This window comes from Bradyrhizobium sp. 195 (assembly GCF_023101665.1).
Lineage (GTDB): Bacteria > Pseudomonadota > Alphaproteobacteria > Rhizobiales > Xanthobacteraceae > Bradyrhizobium.
Window position 1 is genome coordinate 169,883 of record NZ_CP082162.1, and the last position, 25,599, is coordinate 195,481.

Sequence of the window (25,599 nt, forward strand, 5' to 3'; positions counted from 1 at the left end):
TTTTTATGCTGGACTCAGTTGGGATAATTGACCCATGCGAACCAATGGCTCCTACACAATCGGCATTCTTGCCGACGACCTGACCAGTGCCGCGGATGGGGCCGCTCCGTTTGTCCAGCGGGGACTGCGAGCCGTTGTCGGACGACGCCGACTGCCTCTATCGAACGCAACGATCCTCGCCGCCGATAGCGGATCGCGATCGCTTCAAGCATCGCAAGCGGCAGAGCGAGCGTCGAAACTTGCCGCGCAACTTGCTTCACGAGATGTCCTCTACAAGACGGTGGACTCGACTCTTCGCGGCCACGTGAGGGCCGAGATCGAAGCGGCCTTCACCGCGAGCGGTCGCAAGATGCTGGTCTTCGCACCTGCGTTTCCGGGTGCTGGGCGTACGACCGTCAGTGGCGTTCAGCTTGTCGATGGCATCCCGGTCGCGGAGACCGGCTATGGTCGCGATCCCGTCCATCCGGCGCGACACTCGCGGCTGGTTGAGCTCGTCCCGACCTCCATCGGCAATGTCGTCATCCTTGATGCTGCGACACAGGACCAACTTGATGCAAAGATCGCAGCATTGCCGGATCCGGAGTCGATCCTTTGGGTTGGCTCTCCAGGCATGGCTCTGGCCTTGGCGAAGCGGCTTGCGCCAGTTCAGGTTGCGTCTGACGTGACGCTGGCCGGGGGCAGCGAGATTCTTGTTGTCATCGGCAGCGCTAACCCGCGCAGCCATCGTCAGGCGGACCGGATAGGGGTCGCGCGCGGTGTTGCCCTGTTACGAGCCCCGGTCGACCGGATCAACGACCCCCATTCCATCCTGCGCGAAATTGCGCATGCTGCGGCTCGAAGGTTAGTCGATGAGCGTTTCGACGTGGTGATAGCCACTGGCGGGGATACGATGGAAGCGATCCTCGATGGCCTGGACATCTCTGCGTTTGAGATCTTGCAGGAGCTCGAGCCGGGCTTTCCGCTTGGCCGCGCGTTCCTAAATGGACGAGAGCTCCTCCTGGCCATGAAAGCAGGTGGCTTTGGCGACGACAATACGCTGCGTCGTGCGATCGCGCAGCTCCGCCTGGGCGCCTCTGTATCAGGACAGGTTCTGTGATGACCCCAATCGCTCCCCTCGCCATCACCATGGGCGATGCCTCCGGCATCGGCCCGGAGATCGTGGCGAAGACATTGGCCAAAGGCGGCGAAAGCTTGGTCGTCTTCGGCAGCTCGGTCGTGATGGAGAATATCGTCCGTCGTCTGGGTCTCGGCCTCAAGGTCAAGCGCATCGCCGAGCCTCGAGAGGCGGTCTGAGCCGCGGTCCATCGAGGTCATCGAGGCGACGCAAATCGTCGCCCCGCCCCCGCTCGGGAGCGTCAGCGCCATCTCCGGCCAAGCTTCCTTCGACGCCATCGTCGCCGCCATCGCGGCAGCCAAAACCGGCAAAGTCAGCGGAATCGTCACCGCACCGATCAACAAGGAAGCGATGGCAAGCGCGGGCATTCGTTATCCCGGGCACACCGAGATTCTCGCCGAGTATGGTGGTGCGAAACGCGTCGCGATGATGCTGACCAACGACGATATCCGAACGGTTCTCGTCACGATCCACACGTCGCTGCGTAAAGCGATCGACGAAGCGGATTTCGATGCGCAGATGTCGGCGATCCGGCTCGCACATGAGGGTGGGAAGGCACTCGGAATCGCGGCACCGCGCGTTGCGGTCGCAGGGCTCAACCCGCATGCCGGCGAAGGGGGGCTCTTCGGCGACGAGGAAATCCGGATCATTGGTCCCGCAATCGAGGCGGCACGCGCAGAGGGCATAGACGCCAGTGGCCCCTGGCCCGGCGACACCGTCTACATGCAGGCCCGCAAGGGCCGCTTCGATGTGGTCGTGGCCCAATATCACGATCAGGGCTTGATCCCCGTGAAATATTTAGGCCTCGAAAAGGGTGTGAACATCACGCTCGGCCTGCCGTTCGTCCGTACAAGCCCTGATCACGGTACGGCGTTCGACATTGCAGGCCAAGGCATCGCCGACACCGCCAGTCTCGAGACCGCGCTGGCTTACGCGCGACGGCTCGTCGCCGTGCAAATTAGGACCAAGGAAGGGGTAGTCTAATGGGCCTTCGCTTCATCTTCATGCTCACGCGCAACGATCGCACCGTCGAGGACGCTTCGGAACAACTGAAGACCGCGCTGAGCCTCGGCGTTCGTCATATTGGCTTCAAGGACATCGGGCTGCCGATCGACCGACTCAAAGTCCTCAATCAGGCTATCAAGGCAGACGGCGCGACCTCCTATCTTGAAGTCGTTTCACTCGACCAGCAGAGCGAGACCGTTTCAGCGAAGGCGGCGGTCGAAATCGGCGTTGACGTCTTGCTCGGCGGCACGCGTGTTGACGACGTCCTGCCGATCCTTGGCGGCACGGACATTCAATACTGCCCCTTCCCGGGTCGCATCACCGGTCACCCGAGCGTGCTCGAAGGGAGCATCGGGGAGATCGTCGAGAGCGCCAAGGCGCTCGCCTCGCGGGAGGGCGTGCATGGCCTCGACCTGCTCGCCTATCGCTCCAAGGAAGACGTCCCGGCCCTCATCAAAGCGGTGTGCGCGGCGGTGCCCAAGCCCGTCTATGTGGCCGGCTCGATCGATACGCCTGAGCGGATCGCCGCCCTGAAGGACGCGGGAGCCGCCGGCTTCACCGTCGGCACGGCCGCATTGGACGGCAAGTATCCAGCGGGCGACAAGGATGTCGGTCGTCAGCTCGGGGCCATCATTCGTGACGTGGCCGCGCTCAATCGACATCTCTCGCCGCTCCGCAAGAAGAACCTGGCCAGCTCGTTCGGGCAGCTCAAGGAGACCTGGTCTCCGAAGATCGCCGGTCAGATCAACGACATGCAGATCAAGCTCGCCAAATTCGCTGGCGAGTTCGCCTGGCGCTTTCACCGGAGCAGTGACGAACTGTTCCTGGTGCACAAGGGCCGCCTGCTGATGAAGTTCCGCGATCGGGATGAGATCATCGAGCAAGGCGAGTTCATCGTGGTCCCGCATGGGGTCGAACATTGCCCTGTCGCGCTGGACGACATCTGCGAGGTCGTGCTGCTCGAACCCGGCACAGCCCGGGATGCCGGCACCGCTCACGAGGTCGCAGGCTAGGCTGCCTGCCTTCGATCGAAATGTTTTGTTGCCGTCGGCCGGCCTTCCGGTCGGCCTCGTTGCCCCCGAGCGCGATTACTCGTCGCCGTCCTCCTCCACCACCAAAGAAAGCCTGTCGCCATGTCTCTTCTCGTCAAGCTCGACCTTGCCCCCACCGCCGAACCAAAGCACTCCAAGACCCTGCCGGGCCGCCTGGTTTCCGGCGATCCGTCCTACAAGACCTGGGAGCAGGACTCCTCCCGCGGCGGCTCGGTGAAAACAGGGGTCTGGGAGGCCACGCCTGGCGAGAACCGCTCGATCAAGGGCGAGACCCTCGAGTACTGCCACATCCTTTCCGGCGTGGTGGAGTTGACCGAGGAAGGCAAGGAGCCTCGCATTTTTCGCGCCGGCGACAGCTTTGTGATGAAACCCGGCTATGTCGGCGTCTGGAAGACGATCGAGCCGGTGCGCAAGATCTACGTGGTCGTTAGCACGCCGGCGGCCTGAAACTGCCTTCGGGCGCCGGAGCAAAATGGGCTTTCCCGCGCGAGCGCTGCCTTCTCGGCGGCGCTAGCGGCTCAATCACGTTCTGCCCCGAGGCATATTCCCAATTTGCGGCGCTCTTTATCTTCGCCGCTCAGTGCTCTTGCGCACTGCTGCGATTGCCTCGTCAACGGCGGCGCGATCGACGTCGATATGGGTGACCCAGCGCATCCGTCCACCCGGCCAAAAGCTCGCGGCGATGCCTGGCTCACGCAGCGAGTCGGATAGCCGGGTCGCCAACTCGGGCGCGAGCTCAACAAAGACCATGTTGGACTGCGGCGGTGTGACCGTCAGTCCCTCGATTCCCATAAGTCCGTCCGCGAGCGCCTTGGCGTTAGCGTGATCATCGAGCAGGCGATCGACGTGATGGTCGAGCGCGTACAGCCCCGCCGCTGCAATTATTCCGGCTTGCCGCATCCCGCCGCCGAGCATCTTGCGCCATCGGCGTGCACGCGCGATCAATCTGAGATCTCCGACTAGCACTGATCCAAGCGGCGCACCCAGTCCCTTTGAAAGGCATACGGACACGCTGTCGAAGCCTTCTGCCAAGGTTGCAACGTCAACGCCGAGTGCCGCGGCCGCGTTGAATAGCCGCGCACCGTCAAGGTGGGTGGCGAGCTTCCGCTCCCGTGCAAACTCGACGACCTCGGCCAAATGGTTTCGGGGCAGAACCCGCCCGCCGAACGTATTCTCGATCGTGACCAATCGGGTGACCGCGAAATGCGGATCGTCGGCCTTAACCGCGGCGTGAAGATCGTCCATGCGGATCGTGCCGTCGGCCCGGACCGGCAAAGGCTGCGGCTGAACGGAGCCGAGCACGGCCGCGCCTCCAGCTTCCCACAGATAGGTATGAGCTCCGCTTCCACAGAGATATTCCTCGCCGCGCTGACAATGGCTCATGATCGCAGCGAGATTGGACATGGTACCGGTCGGCAGCAGCAGTCCCGCTTCCTTGCCGAACAGCTCGGCAACGCGCGCCTCCAGCGCCTTGACCGTGAAATCGTCGCCGAGCACATCGTCGCCTACCTCGGCGGCCGCCATCGCCGCACGCATTTGCGGGGTAGGGCGGGTGACCGTATCGGAGCGGAAATCGAGGCGGATTGCACTGGACTGCATGATCGAGACCCTATCGGTTTGCCTGCTTCGGTGGTGCTAGCAAAAGAATAGGCGTCGGACTATCGATACGGCCTGACGGGTTATGGTCAGATGGGATCACCAATGCAGCAGTTAAACGTTCCTCGCACCCCGACTTTCCAAGCGAACATCTCTGCAAAACCGTAGCCGGGTATTGCCGATCAGCTTGCGTCGGGACGATCGCACTTGAGCAGCTTGTATCACTCAAGCGGTCAAAACCCCGAATATGTTGCGAAGTCATGGGTGATTTCAGCACATTCTATTGCGCGTACGATGCGATGAACAGTGATCGGAAACTTGCTTTCCGCATTTGGCAGCCGAGGTTCGTTGGAACATGTCGCCCCACGTCGAGCGCATTCACAGCGATGAGCGTCTCCCGGCCGAGGCCGACGTCGTCATTGTCGGCGGCGGCATCCTTGGCTGTACGGCCGCCTATTACCTGGCGAAGCGCGGTCTCTCTGTGGCGCTGATCGAGAAGGGCCACGTCGCCTGTGAACAATCGAGCCGAAACTGGGGTTGGTGCCGCCAGCAGAACCGCGACCGGCGCGAACTGCCACTCTCGGTGCTCTCCATGCGGCTGTGGGACGAACTCACGCGCGATATCAATCGGGACCTCGGATTTCGACGCTGCGGTCTCGTCTATGCGACCCATGACGAGGCTGTGCTCGCCGGCTGGGAAAAGTGGCGCGAGGTTGCCAGGGAGTACGACGTCGACACCCGCGTGCTGAGCCGGGCGGAGGTGGCCGAGCGCGTCCCCGAAGCGCGCGACAAATGGGTCGGCGGGACCTATTCGGAGCGGGACGGCAAGGCCGAACCTGCGCTCGCCGCGCCGGCTATTGCTGAGGGGGCCAGAGTTCTGGGCGCCACGATCCACCAGGGATGTGCCGCGCGGGCGCTCGACCTGGCCAATGGCAAGATTGCGGGCGTGCACACGGAGAAGGGCTACATCAGGACCAACGCGGTGCTTTGCGCAGCCGGCGCCTGGTCCTCGCGCTTCCTTCGGCCGCTCGGGGTCAGTTTCCCCCAAGCGAGCATACGGCAGACCGCGCTGCGTTCCACCCCGACAATCAATATCGGTGAGGCGGTCTCGACACCCTACTGCACGATCACGCGCCGACTGGATGGCAGCTACACGCTTGCGATCAGCGGCAAGGCGAACCTCGAAATCACGCCCCAGGCTATCCGGTATAGCCGGGAATTCATGCCGCAGTTCTTGCGTCGCCTGAAGAACGTCAGGCTCGGCATCGGCCAATCGTTCGTTTCAGGGCCGGATTCATTGCCCGCGCTGCTGACCAACGACGACCGGATCTTCGAAGAGAATCGCGTGCTGGACCCTCCGCCCTTGAAATGGCTGGTGAGCCAAGTGGTGGAGAGCGTCCGGAAAACCTTCCCCCAACTCGGCGAGATTAAGATCGACAGCGCCTGGGGCGGCTTCGTCGATTGCACGCCGGATGCAGTGCCCGTGGTGTCGCAGGTGGACGGGGTGAAGGGCCTCGTGCTCGCGGCCGGTTGCTCGGGTCACGGCTTCGGTCTGGGCCCGGGCCTCGGCTATCTCGCCGCACAACTTGTCGTAAACGATACGCCTTGCGTCGATCCCACACCGTTCCGGCTGTCGCGTCTGGTCGACGGCTCGAAGCTGGACATCTCCGCCATCTGAAGATGGAGCCGGAAGTCACCAGTTCCGAAGGAGCGTTTCCTCCCCAACTTGAGCCACTCCTTGGGAGTGGCTCTTTCTTTATCTTAGAAGGCGGTCTGGGCGATCGAGGGGTGTCAACGAAGACGTGGTTCAAGAGGCAGACGTCCGGTCCAGCGGAGGAACGATCGCGCCGGCGTTCATGATATCAGCCGGATCGAAGGCGGTCTTGATCCGGCGCATCGCCGCGATACGCCCGACATCACCGTAGCGTTCCAGAAGGTGCTTCTTGAAACGACCGACGCCGTGCTCCGCGCTGAAGGTGCCGCCGAGCGCGGCGGCCGTGTCGTAGAGTTGTAACGACAGGCTGCCCTCGATCCGTTTGGTGAACTCCAGCCGGTCGACATCAGGAGGAACGAGCACGTTATAGTGCAGATTACCGTCGCCGACATGGCCGTACACGGAGAGCTCAAGGTCGGCGTCATACGATCGCACCTGCGAGCCGGCCAGATCCAGGAAGCGCTGAATGGAGGAAAGCGGTACCGAGATATCGTGCTTGACCGATCCGTTTCGGCGCTTCTCGCCCTCGGGGATGGTCTCGCGGAGCCGCCACATCGCGGTCCGCTGCGATCCGCTCTGCGCCAGCAATGCGTCCTCGATCCATCCGGCCTCGATCGCCTCGGCGAGTACGGCTTCCATCAATTCGTCGAGATCGAGATGACGTGAGGAAGAGGCGAACTCGACGAGGACGGCGCCTGCTTGGCCCGCTCCAAGGGAGGGCCGGTCGGTCATTGCGTCGGTCGCAAGCGCGATGGATCGGGCCGCCATGAATTCGAAAGTGGTGAGCAGATCCGCGGACTCGCGACGGACCAGGGCGAGAAGTTCAGCGAGCGGCGCGCCTCGCGCGAGCTTCAGCCAGGCAGTCGCGCGGCGGGTCGGCAAGGGCGCCAGACGCAACACTGCGCCGGTGACGATGCCGAGAGTCCCCTCGCTTCCAACGAAGCACTGTTTGACATCGTAGCCGGTATTGTTCTTTCGCAGCTTGCGCATGTCGGAGACCACCGTGCCGTCCGAAAGCACTGCCTCGATTCCGAGCAGCAGATCACGCGTCATCCCGTACCTGACCACCGATAGCCCGCCGGCGTTCGTGCCGATGTTGCCGCCGATCCGGCAACTGCCTTCCGCGCCGAGGCTGAGCGGTAACAGAAGTCCGGCGGCCGCCGCGGCGTCTTGTACGTTCTTCAGAATGGCGCCGGCGTCCACAGAGATGCTCATTGAGACGGGATCGACTTCGCGAATCCTGTCCATCCGCTCGAGGCTCACGATAATCTGGCGTCCCGAGGCGTCCGGCGTCGCGCCGCCGCAGTAGCTGGTATTGCCGCCCTGCGGAACGATGCCGATGCCGTGGTGCGCCGCCAGCCGCACGATGTCGGCGACCTGCTTCGTCGTCGTTGGCTTCAGTACGGCAAACGTCGAGCCGGTGAAGAGCTGGCGTTGATCCGTTGTGTAGGCGGCAATCCGCTCGGGGTCTTCCACGATGCCTCCGCCCTCCACAAGGTCGCGAAAGGCCTGAAGGTGTACTGACTGGGACATGCTTCAGCTCCCGATTGACATCGGGTCATCTTTGCGCGTTTGCGCGGCATTGGCTGCCGTTGGGGAGGCATTTAGAAGAAACCAATGCCGAAATGCTACGATTGTCGGCAGCTTGAGCCGCTGTCGAACACTTTCTCGCGAGGCTTTGGGACTTGAGAGGAGTAGTCGATGATTCACGGGTAATCTATTGCGACCTGGTGCTTGAACTAGGGCGTCGCTTGCTCGCCAGGTCGCTACCCAAGATCGTGGTTTGCCCTGCGCTGAATGAAAAACGGTGCATATTTCAACGATGATTGACTGACACTCTCTCCGCCGCACTTATGGGGCGGAGAGAAAAGGCAGCCTACTTTCTTGTCATTGGATGATATTATCTCTGATCGGATCTCATTGGAGCTCAGTTCATTCTGTATCACGCGCCAGGTACCAGCCGCCCTTCGGAGCGGGCAATTGAGCGATTGTCTTGTCGGTGAGAGAGATTCGAATATAGGTCATGGAGAGAGTCCACGGCGCCAAAAAGGTTTTCAAACGGTGTTGGCGGATTGAGCAGTTGGAAGGTTTGGCTTTCGACGGAGCGCGACGCTGTGCGAGAAACACCTATAAACAAAGGGTTTCTCAAATCCTTGTCGTAGAGTGGCGTGGCTTTGGAAACTGCAGCGAAGAGGTAGGCTTGAACTCTTAATCAGCGGGTGCCAGGTTCGAGCCCTGGTGCGCCCACCATTTCAATGACTTAGCCAGCAAAGCCGTTTGAGCATCTAATTTTTCAAACGGCCATTTTCGACCGACGGCCCGCAGCGGCCGATAGAGGCTTGCGTCGCGCGACACCTCAGCACTTCTTGTGTGATTAAGAGCTGACTGCCATCAGCGCATGGCGAGATCCACGAGTGGCGCTCCGGCTTGTCCAACGATGGATCGGAGCGAGAGTTCAAGTTTTCAATTGGATAGGCGGCGGCGTGTGCACGACATGTGCACCGGGAGATCAAGAAAACTCTCACCACGGCTAACGTGAGCAGGCTTGCTGCGCATGCGCATGATCTGAATTTGAGAGGCCAGGAGGCGGTGAGTTCTTGCGCTGCAGTCTCGGCTGTTCGAGGCGGCGTGCGCGGCTCACGGGGACGGGATAGCCGAATCTTTCTTTCAGTGGCTTCAATCGGACATCGACCGCTGAGGCTGAATCAAACTTGACCATGATGGTCGGGAGGAGCCGGAGGCGGCACTGCCATTCTCGCCTGCCGGCGAAAGGCAGCAGCGCGCCTCACACTTGAACGCATCCATTTCCTTCGCGAGATCGTTCAACAGCTGACGCTGCTCATCGTGACTAATCGCACCGCTTGCTAATTTGCGATAGCGATCGCGATTCGACTGGCTGAAGAATCTTGACATTCCTGGTGCCGGCTTCCGCATCCTGATACTTTGGTGCGATCTGCTCATTGCAATCTTGCTCCATCGATCGAGGGATCTCGCGCGAACACTTTCATCATGTCCATTCTGTATCCGTTCAAAGCTCAGAGCACACAAACGAATTCTGTTGACGTTTCAATGCAAGGCGATTGCACGGTGCGCGATGGATTCTCGCGATTCGCAACGATGAGGAGGACGATTCGAACCGATGATGATGTTCTGCCGCCTACTTGAAGCGTCCCGTCCATCGAGCTTTCATTTGCTATCTTCCGATGAGACGACTGCAGTACAATCGGGCCGTTGCGCGACCAAGGGAAACTGACCCTCTTTAATCGGGTTTGCGAAGACTACTTAGCTACCTCCAAATATATTGATATCGAGCGGCATTTCTACTTCCGGCCGAGCGTCTGGCTCGATCCGGACCTGTCGTCCTGGACGGGCGGAGTTGGCCTGCAACCTGGCCGGTCTACATTTGGCCTTCTTCGGGTTTTTCGACCTTTTCTTGCGGCCATGGACGGTCCGGCAGACGTCCTCCAGCTGGCGCCGTTCGGTAGACGTTGGCGGACATAAACTGATCGCCGGCGATGGCCACGCGGTGACGTTCTTTGATCTTGCCGGCGGTCGGCCGATGGATCGCGAGCCTTTAGCAAGAACAACTGCTTAGGATCGGGATAGCGAGGCTATCCTGCGGCGGCGCGCTTGTGGAACGTCGGCCAATTCGTCACCGCCAGTTGCCAATCCGTTGTGTCGACCGGGCAGCCATGGGGAATGACGGCTTGGCCGAAGGTCTAATCCGATATTGCACGAACAAGCAAGAAAGCAAATTCAATTGACATTTTGCTGCAGCAATTATGCTATGAAACGATGGATATCGAACTCGCCAGAACTTTCATCGAGATCGTGTCAACCGGTAGCTTCATCAAAGCTGCCGACCGTTTGCATGTCGCGCAGACCACGGTCAGCGCACGTGTGCGTCTCCTCGAGCAGCAGCTTGGGCGGCCGCTGTTCGTTAGAAACAAGGGCGGTGCGAGCCTCACCCCGGCTGGCGAACAGTTCCTCCGTTTCGCGCCGAGTTTCGTGCAATTGTGGCAGCGCGCAAAACAGCAAGTGGCGGTGCCGGAAGGACACAGCGCTGTCTTGACGATTGGAAGCGAAGTCAGCTTATGGCGGCCGCTTTTAATCGAGTGGGTCAGGACGTTGAGGCAATCACACCCAGACATTGCGCTTCGCGTTCACGTCGACGTTCCTCAGGATTTGATTACGCACGTTGCTGCCGGGCTTGTAGATATCGCGATCATGTACGCTCCCCAACATCGACCAGGGTTGGAAGTCGATCTGGTCATGGAGGAAGAACTTGTTCTCGTGACAACCGATCTCGCGAAGTATCATGAGAACGATCCTCGGTATGTTCACGTCGAATGGGGTTCTGAGTTCGCTCTTCATCATGCGGTGAGCTTTCCGGAAACCGTGCCGAGTCTCGTAACAAATCTCGGTCCGCTTGCGCTGAGCTATATCCTCCTGGAGGGAGGTTCAGGATACTTCCGAATGCATGCGGTTCAGTCATATCTTGCCGAGGGCGCACTTCACCTAGTTCCTGGCGCGCCTCGGTTCTCATTCCCCGTCTACGCCACACACGCGACAAACGTCGACGCCTCAGCGTTGGAGGCGGCACTCGTCGCGCTGCGCAAGGCTGCAAGCGTCGGGAAGTAGCTCGACCTGCAATCGCGTCAGCATTGGCGAGGCGCTAATGGCGACGGTCGCCAAGACCGTCACCATGCATCGATACGCTGTGTCGCCGATCAGGTCGGCGGTGATAGTCCGCTCGCTCGCACTTCAAGCACCGCGAGGCTTCGTTCCCTACCACGCTCAGTCCAATGAATTGTCTGCCCAGGTCCGAGTCCAATGAGGGCGATGCCAAGCGGACTTAGAACCGAGATGCAATGAATGGTTCTGGTTTCGTCCGGAAGAACGAGACGACCGCGACGAAGATGTGAGGTTCCATGCTCGACGCACTTCACCTCGCATCCGAGTCTGACGGCTGAACTCCATGCGGCGGTGTCTGAAATCAGATCGGCGCGATCAATCTCCTCTCGAAGAAGGCAATCGGTATCGACGCTCCTCGTTGGCAAGTCTCGAAGCAGCCTGAGCAGCTTTTGTCGGTCCATTTTCGTTAGAACTATGGACGGTCGGTCAGGACGTCTCTTTCCAGCGTTGGCCATGGTACTCGTCTCCCGGAGAGGAGCACCTTCCCATCGGCCGCCTTCGACGACAAACGAGTTTATTTGCCCGTTCGGTGCAATGAAAACGCTGGGCTAAGCGACGCAGATCTAATGCGGCAGCGTGGCGAAAGTCGCAGCGATAAGAGCCACTAAGCGCGCTGTGCAATAGTCGCGGGGCAACGTTCAAGCCCGTATCTCGTCGCGTTTTCAATCCGCGGAGATCGGAAGGTGTCTAAGTACGAAGGTACGAAGCATTTCGCGACAAAACGGCGCGGACCAACGGAGTATCTTGATTTCGCGGACCGTCGCGCCAAGTATGTTGGCATGATTATCATCGCGCTCGATCAACAATACTCCGTCGAGGGCCACCAGCAAATTGGCAGGTGACCCGGGTAGCCTTAAGGCTGTCCGGGCATAACTAATTTTGCAGCAATCTTTCCTGCTCTGTCACGAAGTGCGCAGCACGCGCTGCGCGCTCGTTTGATATGAGCATGTCGGCGAAGGTGCGCCGCAATACGAAGCGTGGTCAACTGGCGACCGGCAACCTGCTGCACTATCGAGCTAATACCGAAGGAGTTCAAGCGATGACAGAGGCGAGAGAGATCGGGCGGGTGTACATGAACGCCGCGAGCGATGTAGTTGCAACCATTGCAGAGCATAGTCGCAAAACCGTGCAACTGGCCGGCAACAACACGTTGCAGTCATTTGCATATCTCGCCCGCCTTGCAGGCGCCAGAACCGGCATGGAAGCGATCGAGGTTTCAGACGCGTATTATCGAAATCAGATAGGTGCGCTGGGGCAGCACGCGAACAATCTGATCGACCTAACCCGGAGGATGCGAAGCATATGTCTAGCCCCCTCCGAGCGCCAAGGGGCGGACAAAGGCGTCTTACCGGCTCGTGAAAACTGAGGGGTATTGCGCGATGTCAAGCATCCAATTCGATTCCACCGAGCAATTGCCCTCGATCTTCATAGCGCGACGAGACCATGCGCGCCTTGAACGGTTAGCCGATGATGCCGTGAAGGAACGTCATCCGGTTGGCAGATTCCTGATGTCAGAGATTCGTCGGGCCGTCGTGTTCGATACGAACCAGGTACCGGATGGTACTGTCCGTCTCAACGAGTGGGTGACCTACAGGGTCGATGGTGGTCGGCAGTCCGAAAGCAAAATCCTGGTGTGCCCGCCAGATCTTAGAAACGGGCTGATGGAACTATCGGTCCTCTCGCCGCTTGGTGCCGCCCTTCTCGGAATGAGAGTTGGGCAGCGTATGAAGTTCTTCAGTATCGAGGGCGGGCTTCATTCCGTCATTGTCGAAGGCGTCCTGGCACCGGCGGGAGCACCCCTGTTGTTTCCGGCAAAATCCCGCCCCAGCTCCGGTCGGGCTTCCACTAGCTCTCCGGGATCCGATGACGACGGCCCTCAGGCGGCTTAGGAGCGGATGTGTTCGCAGAGAGCTGGATCGCTCGATAAGACTTGAGGAGTGGGAAATGCAGCGCGACAGAGTAGCTGAGATGAGACCGCCGATTGCCATTGATGCTGATCATTTCGCCAGACTATCGGCGCTCTCGTCGACGGCTAGCGGGCCGATGGCCGAAGTATGCGAATATCTTCGGGAGGAACTCGAGCGAGCGCATGTCCTGCCGGCAGATAAATTCCGTCCCGATATCGTCACTTTCGGCAGTAAAGTGAAATTTCGGGATGAACAGACCGGAAAGGTTCAAGAAGTAGTTCTAGTTTATCCACCTGGTGCCGATATTGCATGCCGACGTGTATCGGTGCTAACGCCGGTTGGCGTCGCACTTCTGGGACTTTCGGTCAATCAGACGATTTCGTTCCGCACCAGGACCGGCGAAAGGCGCGAGCTAACCGTGCTCAAGGTCGGCCGCGAAGACTAGTCGGGCGCCGAAGAGAAAACGTGGACGCGACGGGTGCCGTCGCGCCCACTTTGATCCAATCAGTCGTTGCTGGGCTGCGGTTGGCTATACCTAATCCGACCGATATCTATCGTGTCGCGGATTCGCATCGTGGTCGATCTCCCAAAGGGTCCACACGAGGGCAATGCCCAGGCAGACAATAATTGCCAAAAGTAGCAATGTCAGTTGGGGCGCTGTGAGCGCGGGGGTGCCCATTGCATGCTTGGCGAAAGTTTCGAGCGGCAGAGGCATTGCATCCGTTGTGATAGTCCGCGTTCGGCGTCCCCATGGAGCCTCCTGAGTTGTCGTCCATTATGCGAGTCTTGCAAACGAAAAATGTTGTCAGTTCTCATCGACGAGATTGTTAGGTGCAACGCCCGGCAAGTCGTGCGTCCACGGTCGTTTAGATTGAAGAATTCTCGCCCCATTTTCCTTCGGTCAATCGGCATCAACCGATGATGGTTTTCGTTTGTCGAATGTTGGTCGACGTGCAGGGTGACCTCAGCGTGATCCGCGCACCAGGAGCGAGAGAAATGCCGACCGACCATACCCTCGAGGAACCATTGCGGTGCCGTCGACGTTCCGAGCTTCAACGTATGTCGAACCAAGGACTCTGATGTACAGAAGGATTCTCCTGGCTTTTGATCGATCACCGGAAGGCCGCGACGCACTCGTTCATGCCCAGAATGTGGCGGCCGCGTGCGGTTCGATAGTTCATCCCGTTGCGATCGTTGAATCGCCCGAGCGAATGCTCACCGTCGAGGCGGGGGCATCGTCCTTCGTGAATCAGGGAGTTGAGACCCAGGCAGTGCTCGACGAGGCTGTGAGGCAGCTCACGGGCACCGGATGCGCGGCAGCAGGCAAGCTGCACTACGGGAAGCCGGCGGAGCAGATAATGCTCGCCGCCGTTGAGACAGGCGCGGATCTGATTATCGTCGGTCGCCGAGATCACGGAGCGCTCGCCCGCTACTTCAATGGCCTGGCAGATGGGTCGACCTTGTCTCCACTGCCATGCAGCGTGCTTGTAGTGGCGAAGTCTGAGCGCACGCAAGCAGCTTAACGCCCATGAGGCGCAGACGAGGCTACCGGGCGCGCAGCCTCTTTTGTCGAACCCCGCTGCGCCACCAATCCTTCCTGGTCTGACGGCGGCTGATGATGCTCGCCTGAATCGAGTTCGCAGCAGTGTGACTGTGCGGCAAAAGTCCGCAGCTGCCTTGGGATCCCGTCTTTAGACCGTACATGAGAGCGATGATGTTTAATCGAGTTTCCAAGCATTCTCCTCGCAGCCCGGGGTATCGACAAATCCGCTCGTGAACCGGGCGTGCGCCGCATCGCGTGCTCGCGCCCGGAGGTCCGAAGCCCCCAAATCTGGTCCCGCATTGAAGCAGGGGCCTCGTCTTGCGGTCGCAACCCCTTGCCGCAGGAAATCCATTCGCCAACCACGCATTCAGCGCGGTCGCGGAGAAGGTCAACAGGTTTGGTTGTCCGCCGAGATAGGAGAGATTAGTCGTGACAAGAGAAATTGAGACCCGAGAACAGCGCGAGAGACGGGAACTGGATGAGGAATTGGACAGGCAGCTGGAACAAACATTTCCCGCGAGCGATCCGCCGAAAATCACGCGCTCTGCTCCAGCTAGGGGAGGCAGGTAGGGCAGAACGGTCCGGCCCGCGGGGCTTCTGCGACCGCGGATCATGGACGCCCTGACGGGTCTTTCCCCATACTCTCCCCGCAGACAATACGGGCGCGCGGGCGCTGCGATTAGGTGTTTTTATATCCGCGGCGCGAACTTGGCCTTGATCCATCGAGAGCGCGAGAAAATGTTGCTAATCACGAGATAGTCAAGTCTCGCATCGCGCTCGGTTACCGGCCGATGCGAGGCTAAGGCGCTCCGGAGGTGCTCCGGCCGAGCAAGATTTCCCTAAGAACGACGGCATCGTTGTGAGCAGCATCATGCGCTGCGAAAACGAGCGTAATACGCCCCCGTTGGGCAAGGGCGCGTAGCTCGTCAAGCCGCTCGCGGTGCTGGCGCATCTCTTCCGAGTAGCGGCGGCGGAACTCGGTCCAACGATCGGGATTGTGTCCGAACCACTTTCGCAGCCCGGTGCTAGGCGCGATGTCCTTGGCCCAAAGGTCGATCGCCGCGTCCACTTTCCTGACGCCGCGGGGCCAAAGACGGTCTACCAGAATTCGCGTGCCGTCACCGGAGTGGACTTCATCGTATGCGCGCTTCAATTTGATGTTCTCCGCGATAATCTTGCGTCCCATTGATGCCTCTCCCTTCTCTCGACCGGTTCGTTCTATTCGGAGCGACGCTCTAATCCGTTCCGATTCTACTCGACGATCGTGTGGCCGTATCCGCCCGTGCAGTCTTGCTGACGACGTTGATCGGCTCGCCGGAGTCCCTGGTCGAATTCCGCACGCTGTTTCCCGAAATGGCGATCGAGATGAATAGCGCCCCGAGGACCACCCACACCGTCAACCCGCCGATCCCATCCTCTGCCCAGGGCGCTGCCGATGAGGGACGGCCATGCGACGGCAACAGATCGATCAAGGGACCAGCCAGCACGATTGCCTCCGACGGAGACCATTGCTCGCTCTTCGATCGTGAAATCGTCGCAGCAAAGCTCTGTATTGCTTGAGCCTTTGGCAGGCTCGTTAGGCAAGCCGCCTCTTGCCAGGGATCGACGTCTTGGCGTGCGAGTAGTGACAAGACGCTCAAGTTGCTCTGATCTGTCTCGCATATCGAGGCAAACAGGAAGGCGTCGTATTGAGAGTCGAGACCGCACAGCCCGGCCATGATATCCTCCCATGACCTCATTGCTTCATCGGCGCTGCGGCGTCCTACGCGCCGTCGGCGGATTTTGATTGAACATCACAAGATTGATCGGTGCTTCATTCGCAACTTGGGCACACGGGCGCCCTGCCGTGTATCGCCCGGGGCGCCATGCGACTTCGCGGAAAAGCGAGTAATCTTGGGTGGATCGCTTGCCGGAAATGTACCCTCCAGCTCATCGTTCAGTCGACGATCGATCTCTCTCTTCTCCCACTGTGCAAAAGACTCTCTGGCGGTCACGACAATCTCCCTTCGTTTCTGCATGTGCCGCGCGACACGAAAGACCTGCTGGCCCCACGTGGGCTATGCGGCGATGGCTTCAAGCTGCTCGACCTGTTTGCGGTGTAGCAGCAGCAAGTAAATGAGCTTCGCATTCAGTTTGGAGTCGAATATGTCCACGACAGCATCCTCGATCATGTCGGCCAGCATGGCCTGATTGCGGCTTGCAAATCTGATCCGGCTTCGGAGACTGCAATCGATATTGGGAATGGCGTCCGCCGCCTTTGCGCGAAGCATGCCGGTCCCGCCTCTCGCGGCAATCTCCTTTCTGAGCAGGATGCAAATCGCTCCTTGGCCCATTTCGGCCTCTAAAGCCAGGTCTGCAAGATGGGTGCAGGCCGCACGACCGATCGCTGCGTATGCGGTCAGGCCGATGTGTTCGCCGTCAAGCAGATGCTTGAGAAAGCGCAGTATCTCCTCTTTGGACCAATAGCCAAAGTAGCTGGAGCCGAGCGCATTTGCCTTGAGAGGAGAGGGCGCAAACTGCCGGATTGTGACGTCCGCGTTCGTTTGTTGGGGTACCCGGGCTTTCCGCATGATGTCGTTTCCCTGCGAGAACGAGAAGGATCTGCAGTCCTTGGCTCATTGGGCCATCGATGTCTTGGGCTGCCGCGCACCAGTACCGGCTATTCGGTCGAGTTCGACAAGCGAAAAGTAGTGCAAGTTTGCATCAAGAATGTTGTTGGCTCGTGGGAGCGCGACGGGTGCGCTTGCGCCAAGCTCCTGTCGCGCTTCCTTGCGACCGCGCAGCGTAGAGTCGAGCGGCTATGACCGCCGAAGTCAGGCCGCGCGTGTTGCAGAACGCTCTCGCTCGATGCGTTCGGTGACGTCGCGGGCCATGGCGACCGAGCCAAGCACGTCGCCGTCGACACCCTTCACGAGGGCAAAGGTCATCTCGACGTAGAGCTTGCGTCCGCTCTTATGCAGGGCTCGCGTCAAAGTCGGACGACCTTGTAGCTTCAATACGCCGGTTGACATAGCTGCGTCGAACCCCCGCCAATGCGGAGCGCGCAGATGCTCTGGAATGATCAGATCGAGACGTTGGCCGAGCGCCTCTTCCGAGGGGAAGCCGAACATGGCCACCGAAGCGCGATTCCATCGCGCGATCTCACCCGATCGGTCTGCGTAGATGACGGCGTCGGCAATTTGATCGAGAATTATCTCAGACAAGAGGTCGTTTTCCATGGAGCCCTCTAGTAAACGATATCCTCTGGCCATGGTGGGGCGTTCCGTCGTCAACTCTCGCGGGGCGCCGAAGTTCACGTTGCAGCGCTTGAACCGTCGAGTACATCGGAAACGACGCTCAAGCGTAAGAGTCGCAGAAGGCTAGATCAATTTTCTTGATCATGACGCGCAATGTTTTTCGCTTGCGGATAGCAAGCGGTGAGCGAAAATAGCGAGGTTCGACCCGCCAGGAGTCCGCCATGAATACGCCCGACGACCATCCGATTGCACTTCCTCCAGTCATGCTTTCAGAAGCGGATCGAGACAGGCTATACGCCATCGCTATCTCCGCGCTGACGAACAGCCGTATGGCGTCGTCCGCATCGAACGTACTACGGGAGATATCTCGGGCGAGAATCGTCCCTGATGACGAGCTCCCAGAGAACGTCGTAGCAGTCAACTCGCATGTGGACGTGCGCGATAATGTTACCGGCACGACAAGGCAGGTCGTCCTCGTCATGCCCCACGAAACGTCGGAACAACCGAACGCGGTTTCGGTATTGAGTCCCCTGGGAGCAGCCTTGATCGGACTATCGGAAGGCCACTCGGTCGATTGGTGTTCAGCAAGCGGCGAGCCGAGCAGCGTGACGGTCCTCCGGTCGACAGCGAGTTCGGCAAAATCGCCAGCCCATGACGACCGGCATGTATCGCGCGGTCAGTCCCGTTCATGAAGGATTGGGTCCCATGTGGTACAATTTTCACGGCCGCGCACGACGTCCGCGCTGTCGAGGTCGAGTTTCACATCCGATTGAACGGCGCTTCGTTCCGGCCGAGCTCGCGGTGCTCGGCCGGTTCTCTTCGGCCAGTTCTGATATCATTGCCCCTCGCGCCGGCTAGAATGGATCGCCGCGACGAGCAACGATCCTCTGTGCTCGTTGTCTGCCTCGAAGGTCAGGAGAACTTCTCGGCAAACTGCTTTGCCAGAGCGTCGGCAGTGGCATCGGCGATTTGATAGATGTGATGCTTCATCTCTTCCCAGGTTTGAGCCTCGGCATCGTACTGATGATCGGTCAATTGCTGGATCTGCTGGATGTGATGACTACCGTGGGCCTGGAGCAGGCCGTTCACTGTATCCTTCTGCAGATATGGGTTTGCCTTGCTCAGAAAGTTTGCAATCTCCTCAGCGTTCGACGTCAGAGACTGAGTTGCCGCGCCTTGCCTGGTGGCGTCGCCTGCGACCGTCGCTGCAAGATAGGCCTTTACGGCACCATAGTGCCCCGCAAGGAGCTTGAAGAAGGCGTCCTTGGCCGCTGCGCCGTAGAATGGCTCTACGGTCGCGGCGATGGATTGAGCGTTGGCAACGGCTTGTCGTTCTGCCGTTTTTGCGATCGCTCCCTGTTTTTCGATCGTCGCGAGCGAGACGGCTCTTACCCAGAAAATGTGGCCGATCCAAAGATCGCGGAGCGTGGCCGCCGTCTCGGAAGTCTTGTCGGTGCGAGCGTTTCCCTTGTTTGGGCGCGAGCGCCTGGCGGCGGCGAACGCGCTGTTGGAGAGAGGCAGAAGACCGGCAATAGCGGCGCCGACGGTGAGAAGCTCACGACGATGGGCAAGCTGCCGTACTACGTCTCGCGACATCAAAACCTCCTTGGGCGGACCTGAGCCGCTTTGTTGTGTGCTTGAGAGAACTGTATTCATCTGTGGTTGAGCGACGCAAACGAAATTCGTTGCCAGTTCAATGCAAGTTCGATGCAGGTGGATGTTCGACCGACAGCGTCGGATCCCTTGTCGCTTCGTCGCATGTCACACCTTCGAGCATTCTCGAGTTGTGCGTTGGTGCCGCACGAAATCCCGCAGCAACAAAACTGATATCAAGTGTTGATACATTTCGTTTGTCAAACTTGATCCCGGACATACGTTGATGACGGCTTAATCGTGCAGATCGTTGCGCCGAACGGCGTGCTGCTGAGGAATGCCGAGATGATGCGAACTTCCGCAAGTTTTCTTTTCGAAACGCTTCGGCTGGCCTTCGATGGTCGGTGGCGTCGACACCGTCCTGAAGGCTCAATGGCTATCGGCCATCTTTGCGCCAGCAGCTTGAGCGTATCGATGAAGGTGCCGGCCGCTCGCGCCGTCTATTGGGCCAAGATTGCCAGATGCTCGGCGGTCAGGCGTGTCGCTGCTGGCCGCGCACGTAAGTACGGAAAGGAAACCCGCAATGTATAAGAAAATCCTGTTGGCTTTCGACGGCTCGCCCTGTGGCCGCGAGGCACTGGCGCAGGCGGAGACGTTGGCGTCAAGGTGCGGTGCGACGGTTCATCTTCTGGCGATCGTCGACGCTGCCGAAAGCATGCTCATCGGCGAAGCGATGACTTATATCCCGCAAAATCAGCAGTTTGTGATGCAGAAGGTGCTCGAAGAGGGCGTCAAGCGTTTCCAGCGCGCTGGATGCATAGCGACCAGCGAGATCCGGCATGGGAGGCCGGCCGAACAGATAGTGCTTTGTGCCCGCGAAATAGGCGCCAAGTTGATTGTTGTGGGCCATCGAGATCAAGGGGCCCTTGCGCGCTGGTTGAACGGATCGGTGGGCGAGTCGATCTTGCATCAGCCGCCCTGCAGCGTTCTCATCGCCAAAAAGCCCCAGCGGACGGCGAGCAGCGTCGCGTCGATACCGCAATCGAAGGCGAGGAGGGGAGCATGAGCTCCGTGTTCAGAATCTCCCGTCTGTCGGCGCTCCTGCTGTTTGCCGCTGCCGTCGCGATGCCGTCGGGCGAGGTTCTTGCAAAGGAGATCGTCTTGGGAGCGTCGGTACAACTGACGGGACCCGTCGCCAATACCGGCCGCTACTACCGCGACGCTTATCAGCTCGCGGTCGATCGCATTAATGCCGCGGGGGGCGTCAGGATCGGAAACGATTCATACAAGCTCACGCTCAAGCTGTACGACAATCAGTCCGACGTGAACTTGAGTGTGCGTCAGTACACGCAGTTGGTTTCGCAGGACAAGGTCGACTTCCTGCTGGGGCCGTTTGCGAGCAATTTCGCGCTGGCGGATTCGGCCGTCTCCGAAAAATACCGAGTTCCAATGGTGCAGGGGGGCGGCGCGTCCGACCAGATCTTCTCGCGCGGCTTCAAGTTCATCTTCGGGACGCTGGCGCCGGCCAGCAACTATTTTGGCTCGACGATCGAGATGTTGAAGGGGCTCGATCCTGCGCCCAAATCGGTCGCGCTGCTGTACGCGGACGATGCCTTCGACGTTTCGGTGGCGGAGGGGACTCGACCGAAATTAAAGAAGGCGGGTCTGACGTTGGTCATGGACGAGCGATACAGCACGAACGCCACGGACTTCAGTTCACTTCTGTCGCAGATCAAAAGCAAGAACATCGATGCGGTGCTGGTCGCTGGTCATGAGACCGAGATCCTGAATTTCGTGCGACAGGCGAAGAGTCTGGCGGTCGCTCCAAAGATGTATTCCTTCACTGTGGGCGTTCCCAGCGAGGATTTCCGCAAGGCGCTGGGCACGGATGCCGATTACGCCTTCGGCATGACAGCCTGGCTGCCTTCGGCAGACCTGAAGGACCGCTGGTTTGGCGATGCCGCGCAGTTCGCGGCCGTCTACAAGGCGAAGTTCGGCTACGACCCCGATTATCATGCAGCCTCCGGCGTCGCCGACGTGGAAGTCCTGGTGCAGGCCGCGGAAATGGCAGGCTCGACGGATCCCGCGAAGGTGCGCGACGCGCTCTCGAAAGTGAAGTTCGACAGCCTGTACGGTCCGGTTGAATTCAATGAGAGCGGCCAGATCGATCTGCCCCAGACGGTCATTCAAGTTCAGGGTGGCCGCTTGGTCGCGATTTACGGCGGCAATGGCAAGATCGCGCCGCCGAAATATCCCATGCCGGCCTGGGACGTGCGCTAGGCAGACTACGAACGGGCCTTCGGCTGAGAAGAGGAAGATGTGGGCCTGCTCGCGCAAGTTCTTGTCAACGGAATGCTCCTGGGCGGTCTGTACGCCGTGATGGCGCTCGGTCTGGCCCTGGTCTGGGGCGTCCTCAATATCGTCAACCTTGCGCATGGCGCGTTCATCATGCTTGGCGGCTATTTGTCCTGGTACCTCTACACTTATGCCGGCATCGACCCGTTTCTGGGGCTGCCGCTGACTGCTGTGGTGATGTTTGCGGTGGGATACGGCGTGCAGCGAGGCCTTTTGAACCTGATCGTCAGGGCCCCGATGTTCAACACTCTGCTGGTGACCTTCGGAATCGAGGTCGTGCTCACCTACTTGGCTCAGTTGGCGTTTTCAGCCGACTTTCGCACCATCAACCCGTCCTATGTCGGCGACAGCATCGCCTTGGGAACGGTGGTACTGCCGGTGTCGCGTCTTCTGGCGTTCGGCATTGCAATCCTGCTGACTGTCAGCATGTGGCTCTTCTTGCTGCGCACACGACTCGGACGTGCGATCCGCGCCACCGCGCAAAATCTGGTCGCGGCCCGGCTCTACGGCGTCGAGCCCCGGCACCTCTACGCCATGACGTTTGGAATCGGGATTGCGCTGGCTGGCGCCGCCGGAGGCCTCTACGGAACGGTGTCGCAAATCAACCCCTATATCGGCGCGGCGCTGACGGCCAAATCCTTTGCCATCTCGATCATCGGCGGACTGGACAATCCGCTCGGTGTGATCGTCGGCGGCTTGTTCCTGGGAATCCTGGAGTCCCTGACCGCACTCTATATCGGATCGACCTTCTCCGACGTGGCAAGCTTCGGCGTGCTGGTGTTGGTGCTGATCGTTCGCCCCAACGGTCTGCTCGGGAAAGCGGCATGAAGGCGGCACGCACCATGCTACTTCTGGCCGCGATTGCCGTCCTGGCAGCGGTGCCGTGGTTCGGTTCGGACGTGCTCATCCAATTTGGCATCAATGCCCTGCTTTTGGCCGTTCTGGCGCAAGGCTGGAACGTCATCGGGGGCTATGCGGGCTATGCCTCCTTCGGAAATTCAGTCTTTTACGGGCTCGGTAGCTACGGCGTGGCCATCGCGATGGCGCAGTGGCAATTGCCTTTCGGGGGCGGCCTCTTGTTCGGCGCGGCGCTTGCGGCTGTGTTTGCGGTGCTCATTGGAATTCCGGTGCTGCGGCTGAGGGGGCACTACTTCGCGATCGCGACGCTGGCGCTCGCCCAGGTCATGGCCGCGATCGTCTCCAACGTGAAACTGGCCGGGCGGAACGTCGGACTCGTCTTGCCGCCCCTCAACAACGACCCGCTGTTTTACGAGTTGTCGCTGCTGCTGCTCGTGCTCGCGACGCTGACCGTTTACTGGCTGACGCGCAGCCGCTTCGGCTTTGGATTGATCGCCATCCGCGAAAATGAGGAAGGCGCGGCGGTGATGGGTGTCAATACGACCCTCTACAAAACCGTGGCTTTTGCCATCTCGGGTGTATTCAGCGCGCTGGCGGGCGGCATTCACGCCTACTGGGTGACGTTCATCGACCCGGAAAGCGCATTCGATATCGGCCTGAACGTCAAGATGATCATCATGGCGGTATTTGGCGGGCCCGGGACGGTTTTCGGCCCCGTCGTCGGGGCTCTTTCGCTTTCGGCGCTCTCAGAGCTTCTGTCGAGCGAGATCACGAGTCTCGCGGGCCTGTTCTTCGGCGTTGTCGTCGTCGTTGCGGTCGTCGTGATGCCGCGCGGCCTGGCCGACGTGCTGCGGCGCTTTCGCTGCATGGGCTGGCGTTACTTCGCCGAAAATATTCGGAGCCATCAGCTATGACGGCGATGCTCGAAATCAGCCACGTCACCCGGCGCTTTGAGGGCCTGGTCGCCGTCGACGACGTCAGCTTCATGCTGCTGCGTGGCGAGATCCTCGGCCTGATCGGTCCGAACGGTGCAGGCAAATCAACGCTGGTCAGCCTGATAGGCGGAACGCTGGCTCCCAGCTCCGGCGACATCCTCTTCGAAGGAAGGTCCATTGTCCACTTGCCTGCATATCGCCGTGCGAGACTGGGCATAGGCCGCACCTTCCAGATCATGCGTCCCTTTCCCGGTTTATCGGTCCTGGACAACGTCGCCGTGGGCGCACTGTTCGGACGGGGAGGCGGACAGGCCCAAATGGCGAAAGCCCGCGAGCAGGCCCGCGCTCAGCTGGAGTTCGTCGGACTGGCCAGAAATATCGATCAGCGCGCCGACGAATTGGGGGGGGCCGGCCGCAAGCGGCTCGAGCTGGCGAAGGCGTTGGCAATGAAGCCGAAGGTTCTTCTGTGCGATGAAGTCATGGCGGGTCTCAATCAGGTCGAGATTGAAGACGTGATCGAAGTGATCCGCAAGGTTCGCAATGAGGGGATCAGCGTCCTCGTCATCGAGCACGTCATCAAGGCCATCAGGAGTCTGTCGGATCGGCTACTGGTGCTGAATCATGGCGTGAAGATCGCCGAGGGCGATCCGGGCCGCGTCCTGTCAAACCAAACGGTCGTCGAGGCCTATCTCGGCAAGAGGCGGGCATGAAACCGGACCCGGCAGCCAAAGTGGTCCCGCTGCTTGCCGTGCGCGGAGTAAGTGCGGGCTACGGCGGAATGCCGGTCTTGCAGGACGTAACCCTGAAGATCTATGCGGCCGAGGTCGTGGCGCTGGTCGGCAGCAACGGGGCGGGCAAGACCACTCTGCTGCGCGCGCTGTCGCGCGTGCTTCCCTGCCAGGGCAGCATGACCTTGAATTCCCGGGATCTCTTGCCGATGACGTCTGACGGTGCCTTTAGAGCCGGCCTCGTACAGGTTCCTGAAGGTCGTCAGCTCTTCGACCGCATGACCGTACGGGACAATCTGTTGATGGGCGCGTTCGTACGCGAGGACAAGTCTGGAATAAGCCGAGACCTGAACAGAATGTACTCTCTATTTCCGCGCCTGGCGGAGCGCCGGCGTCAGCTTGCCGGCAGCTTGTCGGGAGGCGAACAGCAAATGTGCGCGATGGCCCGCGGATTGATGGCCGCTCCGATCCTCTTGATGATCGACGAGATGAGCTTGGGGCTGGCACCGGTAGTCGTGGAGCAGTTGATCGATGCGCTGGTGGCGATCCGCAGCGATGGCGTGACAGTTCTGTTGGTCGAACAGGACGTCAATCTTGCTCTGTCGGTTGCCGACCGAGGTTACGTCATGGAAAGCGGACATATCGCCCGCAGCGGGTCCGCCAAGCAGCTCATCGACGATCCAGAAGTCCGACGTGCGTATCTCGGGCTTTGAGACCTCGGCCCGCGACGGCGCGGAGGAAGGACAGTTTCGTGCCATCCGGAAAGGAGAGGACGTTGAAATGCCGGTTTTGCCCAAACCGCAATTCGAGCACACTGTCATCAAGCATGACACAATCGCTAAACTGAAATCGCTGCAACGGAGCAACGACGGCTGCAACGTGCACGGTAGCGCTGAAACGGTGATCTGCGACTTCCTCGACGCAGTCGGCTACGAAGAGATCGCACGCGAATTTCGGAAGGTCCACGAGATGTATCCGGTGGTGGTTCCCAGATACTCGAGGCCTTCCTGGCGATCTTAGGCGAGTGACACGGGCGGCGGGCCCAAAGGCTCGCTTGGTCTGAAGCGGACATGACGCTCCGCTGCCGGCGAAGAGGCTGGTTCCGCTCCTTTGGCCCAAGTCTTCAATCGCCAGAGAGCCACATGTGACATCGCGCCATGCAAATGGACCGTGGACCGCAACGTCTCTGATGTCGGCCTGGAAGAAGGACACGAATTCCAACGATCAAGAATCATGCATCTAAGCTGCAATTAAAATCGATTGCCGCT

The 25,599-nt window shown here is 59.9% G+C and carries 27 protein-coding genes and 1 pseudogene; 20 read left to right on the forward strand and 8 right to left on the reverse strand.

All coding sequences use genetic code 11. The annotated features are described in order from the left end of the window. The first annotated feature begins 34 nt into the window (after positions 1-34). From IVB26_RS39515 to IVB26_RS39530, 4 genes and pseudogenes are all read left to right on the forward strand, one after another. Entirely contained in the window at positions 35-1,096 is a 1,062-nt protein-coding gene (locus IVB26_RS39515; protein ID WP_247973797.1) for a four-carbon acid sugar kinase family protein, read from the forward strand. After that, positions 1,096-2,098, forward strand: a pseudogene (gene pdxA / locus IVB26_RS39520) (4-hydroxythreonine-4-phosphate dehydrogenase PdxA). The gene IVB26_RS39515 and the pseudogene pdxA overlap by 1 nt, the downstream one beginning before the upstream one ends. Continuing rightward, positions 2,098-3,132, forward strand: a complete 1,035-nt coding sequence (locus tag IVB26_RS39525) for a cupin domain-containing protein (protein ID WP_247973798.1) — start codon at positions 2,098-2,100, stop codon at positions 3,130-3,132. The pseudogene pdxA and the gene IVB26_RS39525 overlap by 1 nt, the downstream one beginning before the upstream one ends. Positions 3,133-3,252: 120 nt before the next feature. Next, positions 3,253-3,618: a cupin domain-containing protein gene (locus IVB26_RS39530; RefSeq protein WP_247973799.1), complete on the forward strand. Its 366-nt coding sequence runs from the start codon at positions 3,253-3,255 to the stop codon at positions 3,616-3,618. Between the two features lie 117 nt (positions 3,619-3,735). Here IVB26_RS39530 and ltaE read toward each other — a convergent pair whose 3' ends face one another. Then, positions 3,736-4,770 carry a low-specificity L-threonine aldolase gene (ltaE, locus tag IVB26_RS39535; RefSeq protein WP_247973800.1) on the reverse strand — a complete coding sequence of 345 codons (1,035 nt, stop codon included), beginning with the start codon at positions 4,768-4,770 and terminating at the stop codon, positions 3,736-3,738. Between the two features lie 352 nt (positions 4,771-5,122). On the opposite strand from ltaE, the gene IVB26_RS39540 reads away from it, so the two are divergent. Further along, on the forward strand, positions 5,123-6,445 hold the full coding sequence (locus IVB26_RS39540) for an NAD(P)/FAD-dependent oxidoreductase (RefSeq protein WP_247973801.1): 1,323 nt from the start codon (positions 5,123-5,125) through the stop codon (positions 6,443-6,445). Positions 6,446-6,574: 129 nt separating this feature from the next. Here the strand turns inward: IVB26_RS39540 and IVB26_RS39545 are convergent, their stop codons facing one another. Next, positions 6,575-8,014, reverse strand: coding sequence for an FAD-binding oxidoreductase (locus IVB26_RS39545; RefSeq protein WP_247973802.1), 1,440 nt, complete (start codon positions 8,012-8,014; stop codon positions 6,575-6,577). 2,262 nt (positions 8,015-10,276) lie between these two features. Here IVB26_RS39545 and IVB26_RS39550 point away from each other — a divergent pair. Next, complete coding sequence (locus IVB26_RS39550) at positions 10,277-11,122, forward strand: LysR family transcriptional regulator (RefSeq protein ID WP_247973803.1); 846 nt, start codon at positions 10,277-10,279, stop codon at positions 11,120-11,122. An 89-nt stretch (positions 11,123-11,211) separates the two neighbouring features. Here IVB26_RS39550 and IVB26_RS43600 read toward each other — a convergent pair whose 3' ends face one another. Continuing rightward, positions 11,212-11,631: a GreA/GreB family elongation factor gene (locus tag IVB26_RS43600; protein WP_458309394.1), complete on the reverse strand. Its 420-nt coding sequence runs from the start codon at positions 11,629-11,631 to the stop codon at positions 11,212-11,214. A 228-nt stretch (positions 11,632-11,859) separates the two neighbouring features. Here IVB26_RS43600 and IVB26_RS39555 point away from each other — a divergent pair, with 228 nt between their 5' ends. The 5 genes from IVB26_RS39555 to IVB26_RS43605 all read left to right on the forward strand — a co-directional run bounded on the left by IVB26_RS39555 (position 11,860) and on the right by IVB26_RS43605 (position 14,606). After that, on the forward strand, positions 11,860-12,018 hold the full coding sequence (locus IVB26_RS39555; protein ID WP_247973804.1) for a hypothetical protein: 159 nt from the start codon (positions 11,860-11,862) through the stop codon (positions 12,016-12,018). Between the two features lie 104 nt (positions 12,019-12,122). Beyond that, the gene (locus tag IVB26_RS39560) at positions 12,123-12,542 is read left to right on the forward strand and encodes a hypothetical protein (RefSeq protein ID WP_247973805.1); all 420 of its coding nucleotides are present in this window, start codon (positions 12,123-12,125) and stop codon (positions 12,540-12,542) included. Positions 12,543-12,555: 13 nt separating this feature from the next. After that, positions 12,556-13,065 (forward strand): GreA/GreB family elongation factor, encoded by a 510-nt coding sequence (locus tag IVB26_RS39565; RefSeq protein WP_247973806.1) that lies wholly within the window; start codon positions 12,556-12,558, stop codon positions 13,063-13,065. Positions 13,066-13,120: 55 nt separating this feature from the next. After that, on the forward strand, positions 13,121-13,528 hold the full coding sequence (gene rnk, locus IVB26_RS39570; protein ID WP_247973807.1) for a nucleoside diphosphate kinase regulator: 408 nt from the start codon (positions 13,121-13,123) through the stop codon (positions 13,526-13,528). A 634-nt stretch (positions 13,529-14,162) separates the two neighbouring features. Beyond that, positions 14,163-14,606 (forward strand): universal stress protein, encoded by a 444-nt coding sequence (locus tag IVB26_RS43605; protein ID WP_458309395.1) that lies wholly within the window; start codon positions 14,163-14,165, stop codon positions 14,604-14,606. A gap of 819 nt (positions 14,607-15,425) precedes the next feature. On the opposite strand, the gene IVB26_RS39580 is transcribed toward IVB26_RS43605, so the two are convergent. The 4 genes from IVB26_RS39580 to IVB26_RS39595 form a co-directional block, all read right to left on the reverse strand. Next, entirely contained in the window at positions 15,426-15,812 is a 387-nt protein-coding gene (locus tag IVB26_RS39580) for a DUF488 domain-containing protein (protein ID WP_247973809.1), read from the reverse strand. 49 nt (positions 15,813-15,861) lie between these two features. Continuing rightward, positions 15,862-16,344 (reverse strand): hypothetical protein, encoded by a 483-nt coding sequence (locus tag IVB26_RS39585; protein ID WP_247973810.1) that lies wholly within the window; start codon positions 16,342-16,344, stop codon positions 15,862-15,864. A gap of 339 nt (positions 16,345-16,683) precedes the next feature. Further along, on the reverse strand, positions 16,684-17,196 hold the full coding sequence (locus tag IVB26_RS39590; RefSeq protein ID WP_247973811.1) for a hypothetical protein: 513 nt from the start codon (positions 17,194-17,196) through the stop codon (positions 16,684-16,686). A gap of 243 nt (positions 17,197-17,439) precedes the next feature. After that, positions 17,440-17,844: a PAS domain-containing protein gene (locus IVB26_RS39595; protein ID WP_247973812.1), complete on the reverse strand. Its 405-nt coding sequence runs from the start codon at positions 17,842-17,844 to the stop codon at positions 17,440-17,442. A gap of 239 nt (positions 17,845-18,083) precedes the next feature. Here IVB26_RS39595 and IVB26_RS39600 point away from each other — a divergent pair, with 239 nt between their 5' ends. Next, positions 18,084-18,554 (forward strand): GreA/GreB family elongation factor, encoded by a 471-nt coding sequence (locus tag IVB26_RS39600; RefSeq protein ID WP_247973813.1) that lies wholly within the window; start codon positions 18,084-18,086, stop codon positions 18,552-18,554. Between the two features lie 220 nt (positions 18,555-18,774). Here the strand turns inward: IVB26_RS39600 and IVB26_RS39605 are convergent, their stop codons facing one another. Next, the gene (locus IVB26_RS39605) at positions 18,775-19,458 is read right to left on the reverse strand and encodes a hypothetical protein (RefSeq protein WP_247973814.1); all 684 of its coding nucleotides are present in this window, start codon (positions 19,456-19,458) and stop codon (positions 18,775-18,777) included. A gap of 297 nt (positions 19,459-19,755) precedes the next feature. Here IVB26_RS39605 and IVB26_RS39610 point away from each other — a divergent pair, with 297 nt between their 5' ends. Genes IVB26_RS39610 through IVB26_RS39645 form a run of 8 tightly spaced genes read left to right on the forward strand, consistent with a single transcriptional unit; the run spans position 19,756 to position 25,351 of the window. Further along, a complete protein-coding gene (locus IVB26_RS39610; protein WP_247973815.1) occupies positions 19,756-20,046 on the forward strand; it encodes a hypothetical protein in 291 nt (96 codons plus the stop codon). Then, on the forward strand, positions 20,039-20,521 hold the full coding sequence (locus IVB26_RS39615; RefSeq protein ID WP_247973816.1) for a universal stress protein: 483 nt from the start codon (positions 20,039-20,041) through the stop codon (positions 20,519-20,521). Before IVB26_RS39610 ends, IVB26_RS39615 begins: the two co-directional genes overlap by 8 nt. A 59-nt stretch (positions 20,522-20,580) precedes the next feature. Further along, entirely contained in the window at positions 20,581-21,735 is a 1,155-nt protein-coding gene (locus IVB26_RS39620; RefSeq protein ID WP_247973817.1) for an amino acid ABC transporter substrate-binding protein, read from the forward strand. Between the two features lie 39 nt (positions 21,736-21,774). Continuing rightward, positions 21,775-22,638: a branched-chain amino acid ABC transporter permease gene (locus IVB26_RS39625; protein ID WP_247973818.1), complete on the forward strand. Its 864-nt coding sequence runs from the start codon at positions 21,775-21,777 to the stop codon at positions 22,636-22,638. Beyond that, positions 22,635-23,582 (forward strand): branched-chain amino acid ABC transporter permease, encoded by a 948-nt coding sequence (locus IVB26_RS39630; RefSeq protein WP_247973819.1) that lies wholly within the window; start codon positions 22,635-22,637, stop codon positions 23,580-23,582. The genes IVB26_RS39625 and IVB26_RS39630 overlap by 4 nt, the downstream gene beginning before the upstream one ends. After that, complete coding sequence (locus IVB26_RS39635) at positions 23,579-24,313, forward strand: ABC transporter ATP-binding protein (RefSeq protein WP_247973820.1); 735 nt, start codon at positions 23,579-23,581, stop codon at positions 24,311-24,313. The genes IVB26_RS39630 and IVB26_RS39635 overlap by 4 nt, the downstream gene beginning before the upstream one ends. Next, positions 24,310-25,044, forward strand: coding sequence for an ABC transporter ATP-binding protein (locus IVB26_RS39640; RefSeq protein ID WP_247973821.1), 735 nt, complete (start codon positions 24,310-24,312; stop codon positions 25,042-25,044). Before IVB26_RS39635 ends, IVB26_RS39640 begins: the two co-directional genes overlap by 4 nt. Beyond that, positions 25,025-25,351: a hypothetical protein gene (locus tag IVB26_RS39645; RefSeq protein ID WP_247973822.1), complete on the forward strand. Its 327-nt coding sequence runs from the start codon at positions 25,025-25,027 to the stop codon at positions 25,349-25,351. The genes IVB26_RS39640 and IVB26_RS39645 overlap by 20 nt, the downstream gene beginning before the upstream one ends. Positions 25,352-25,599: the final 248 nt, after the last annotated feature.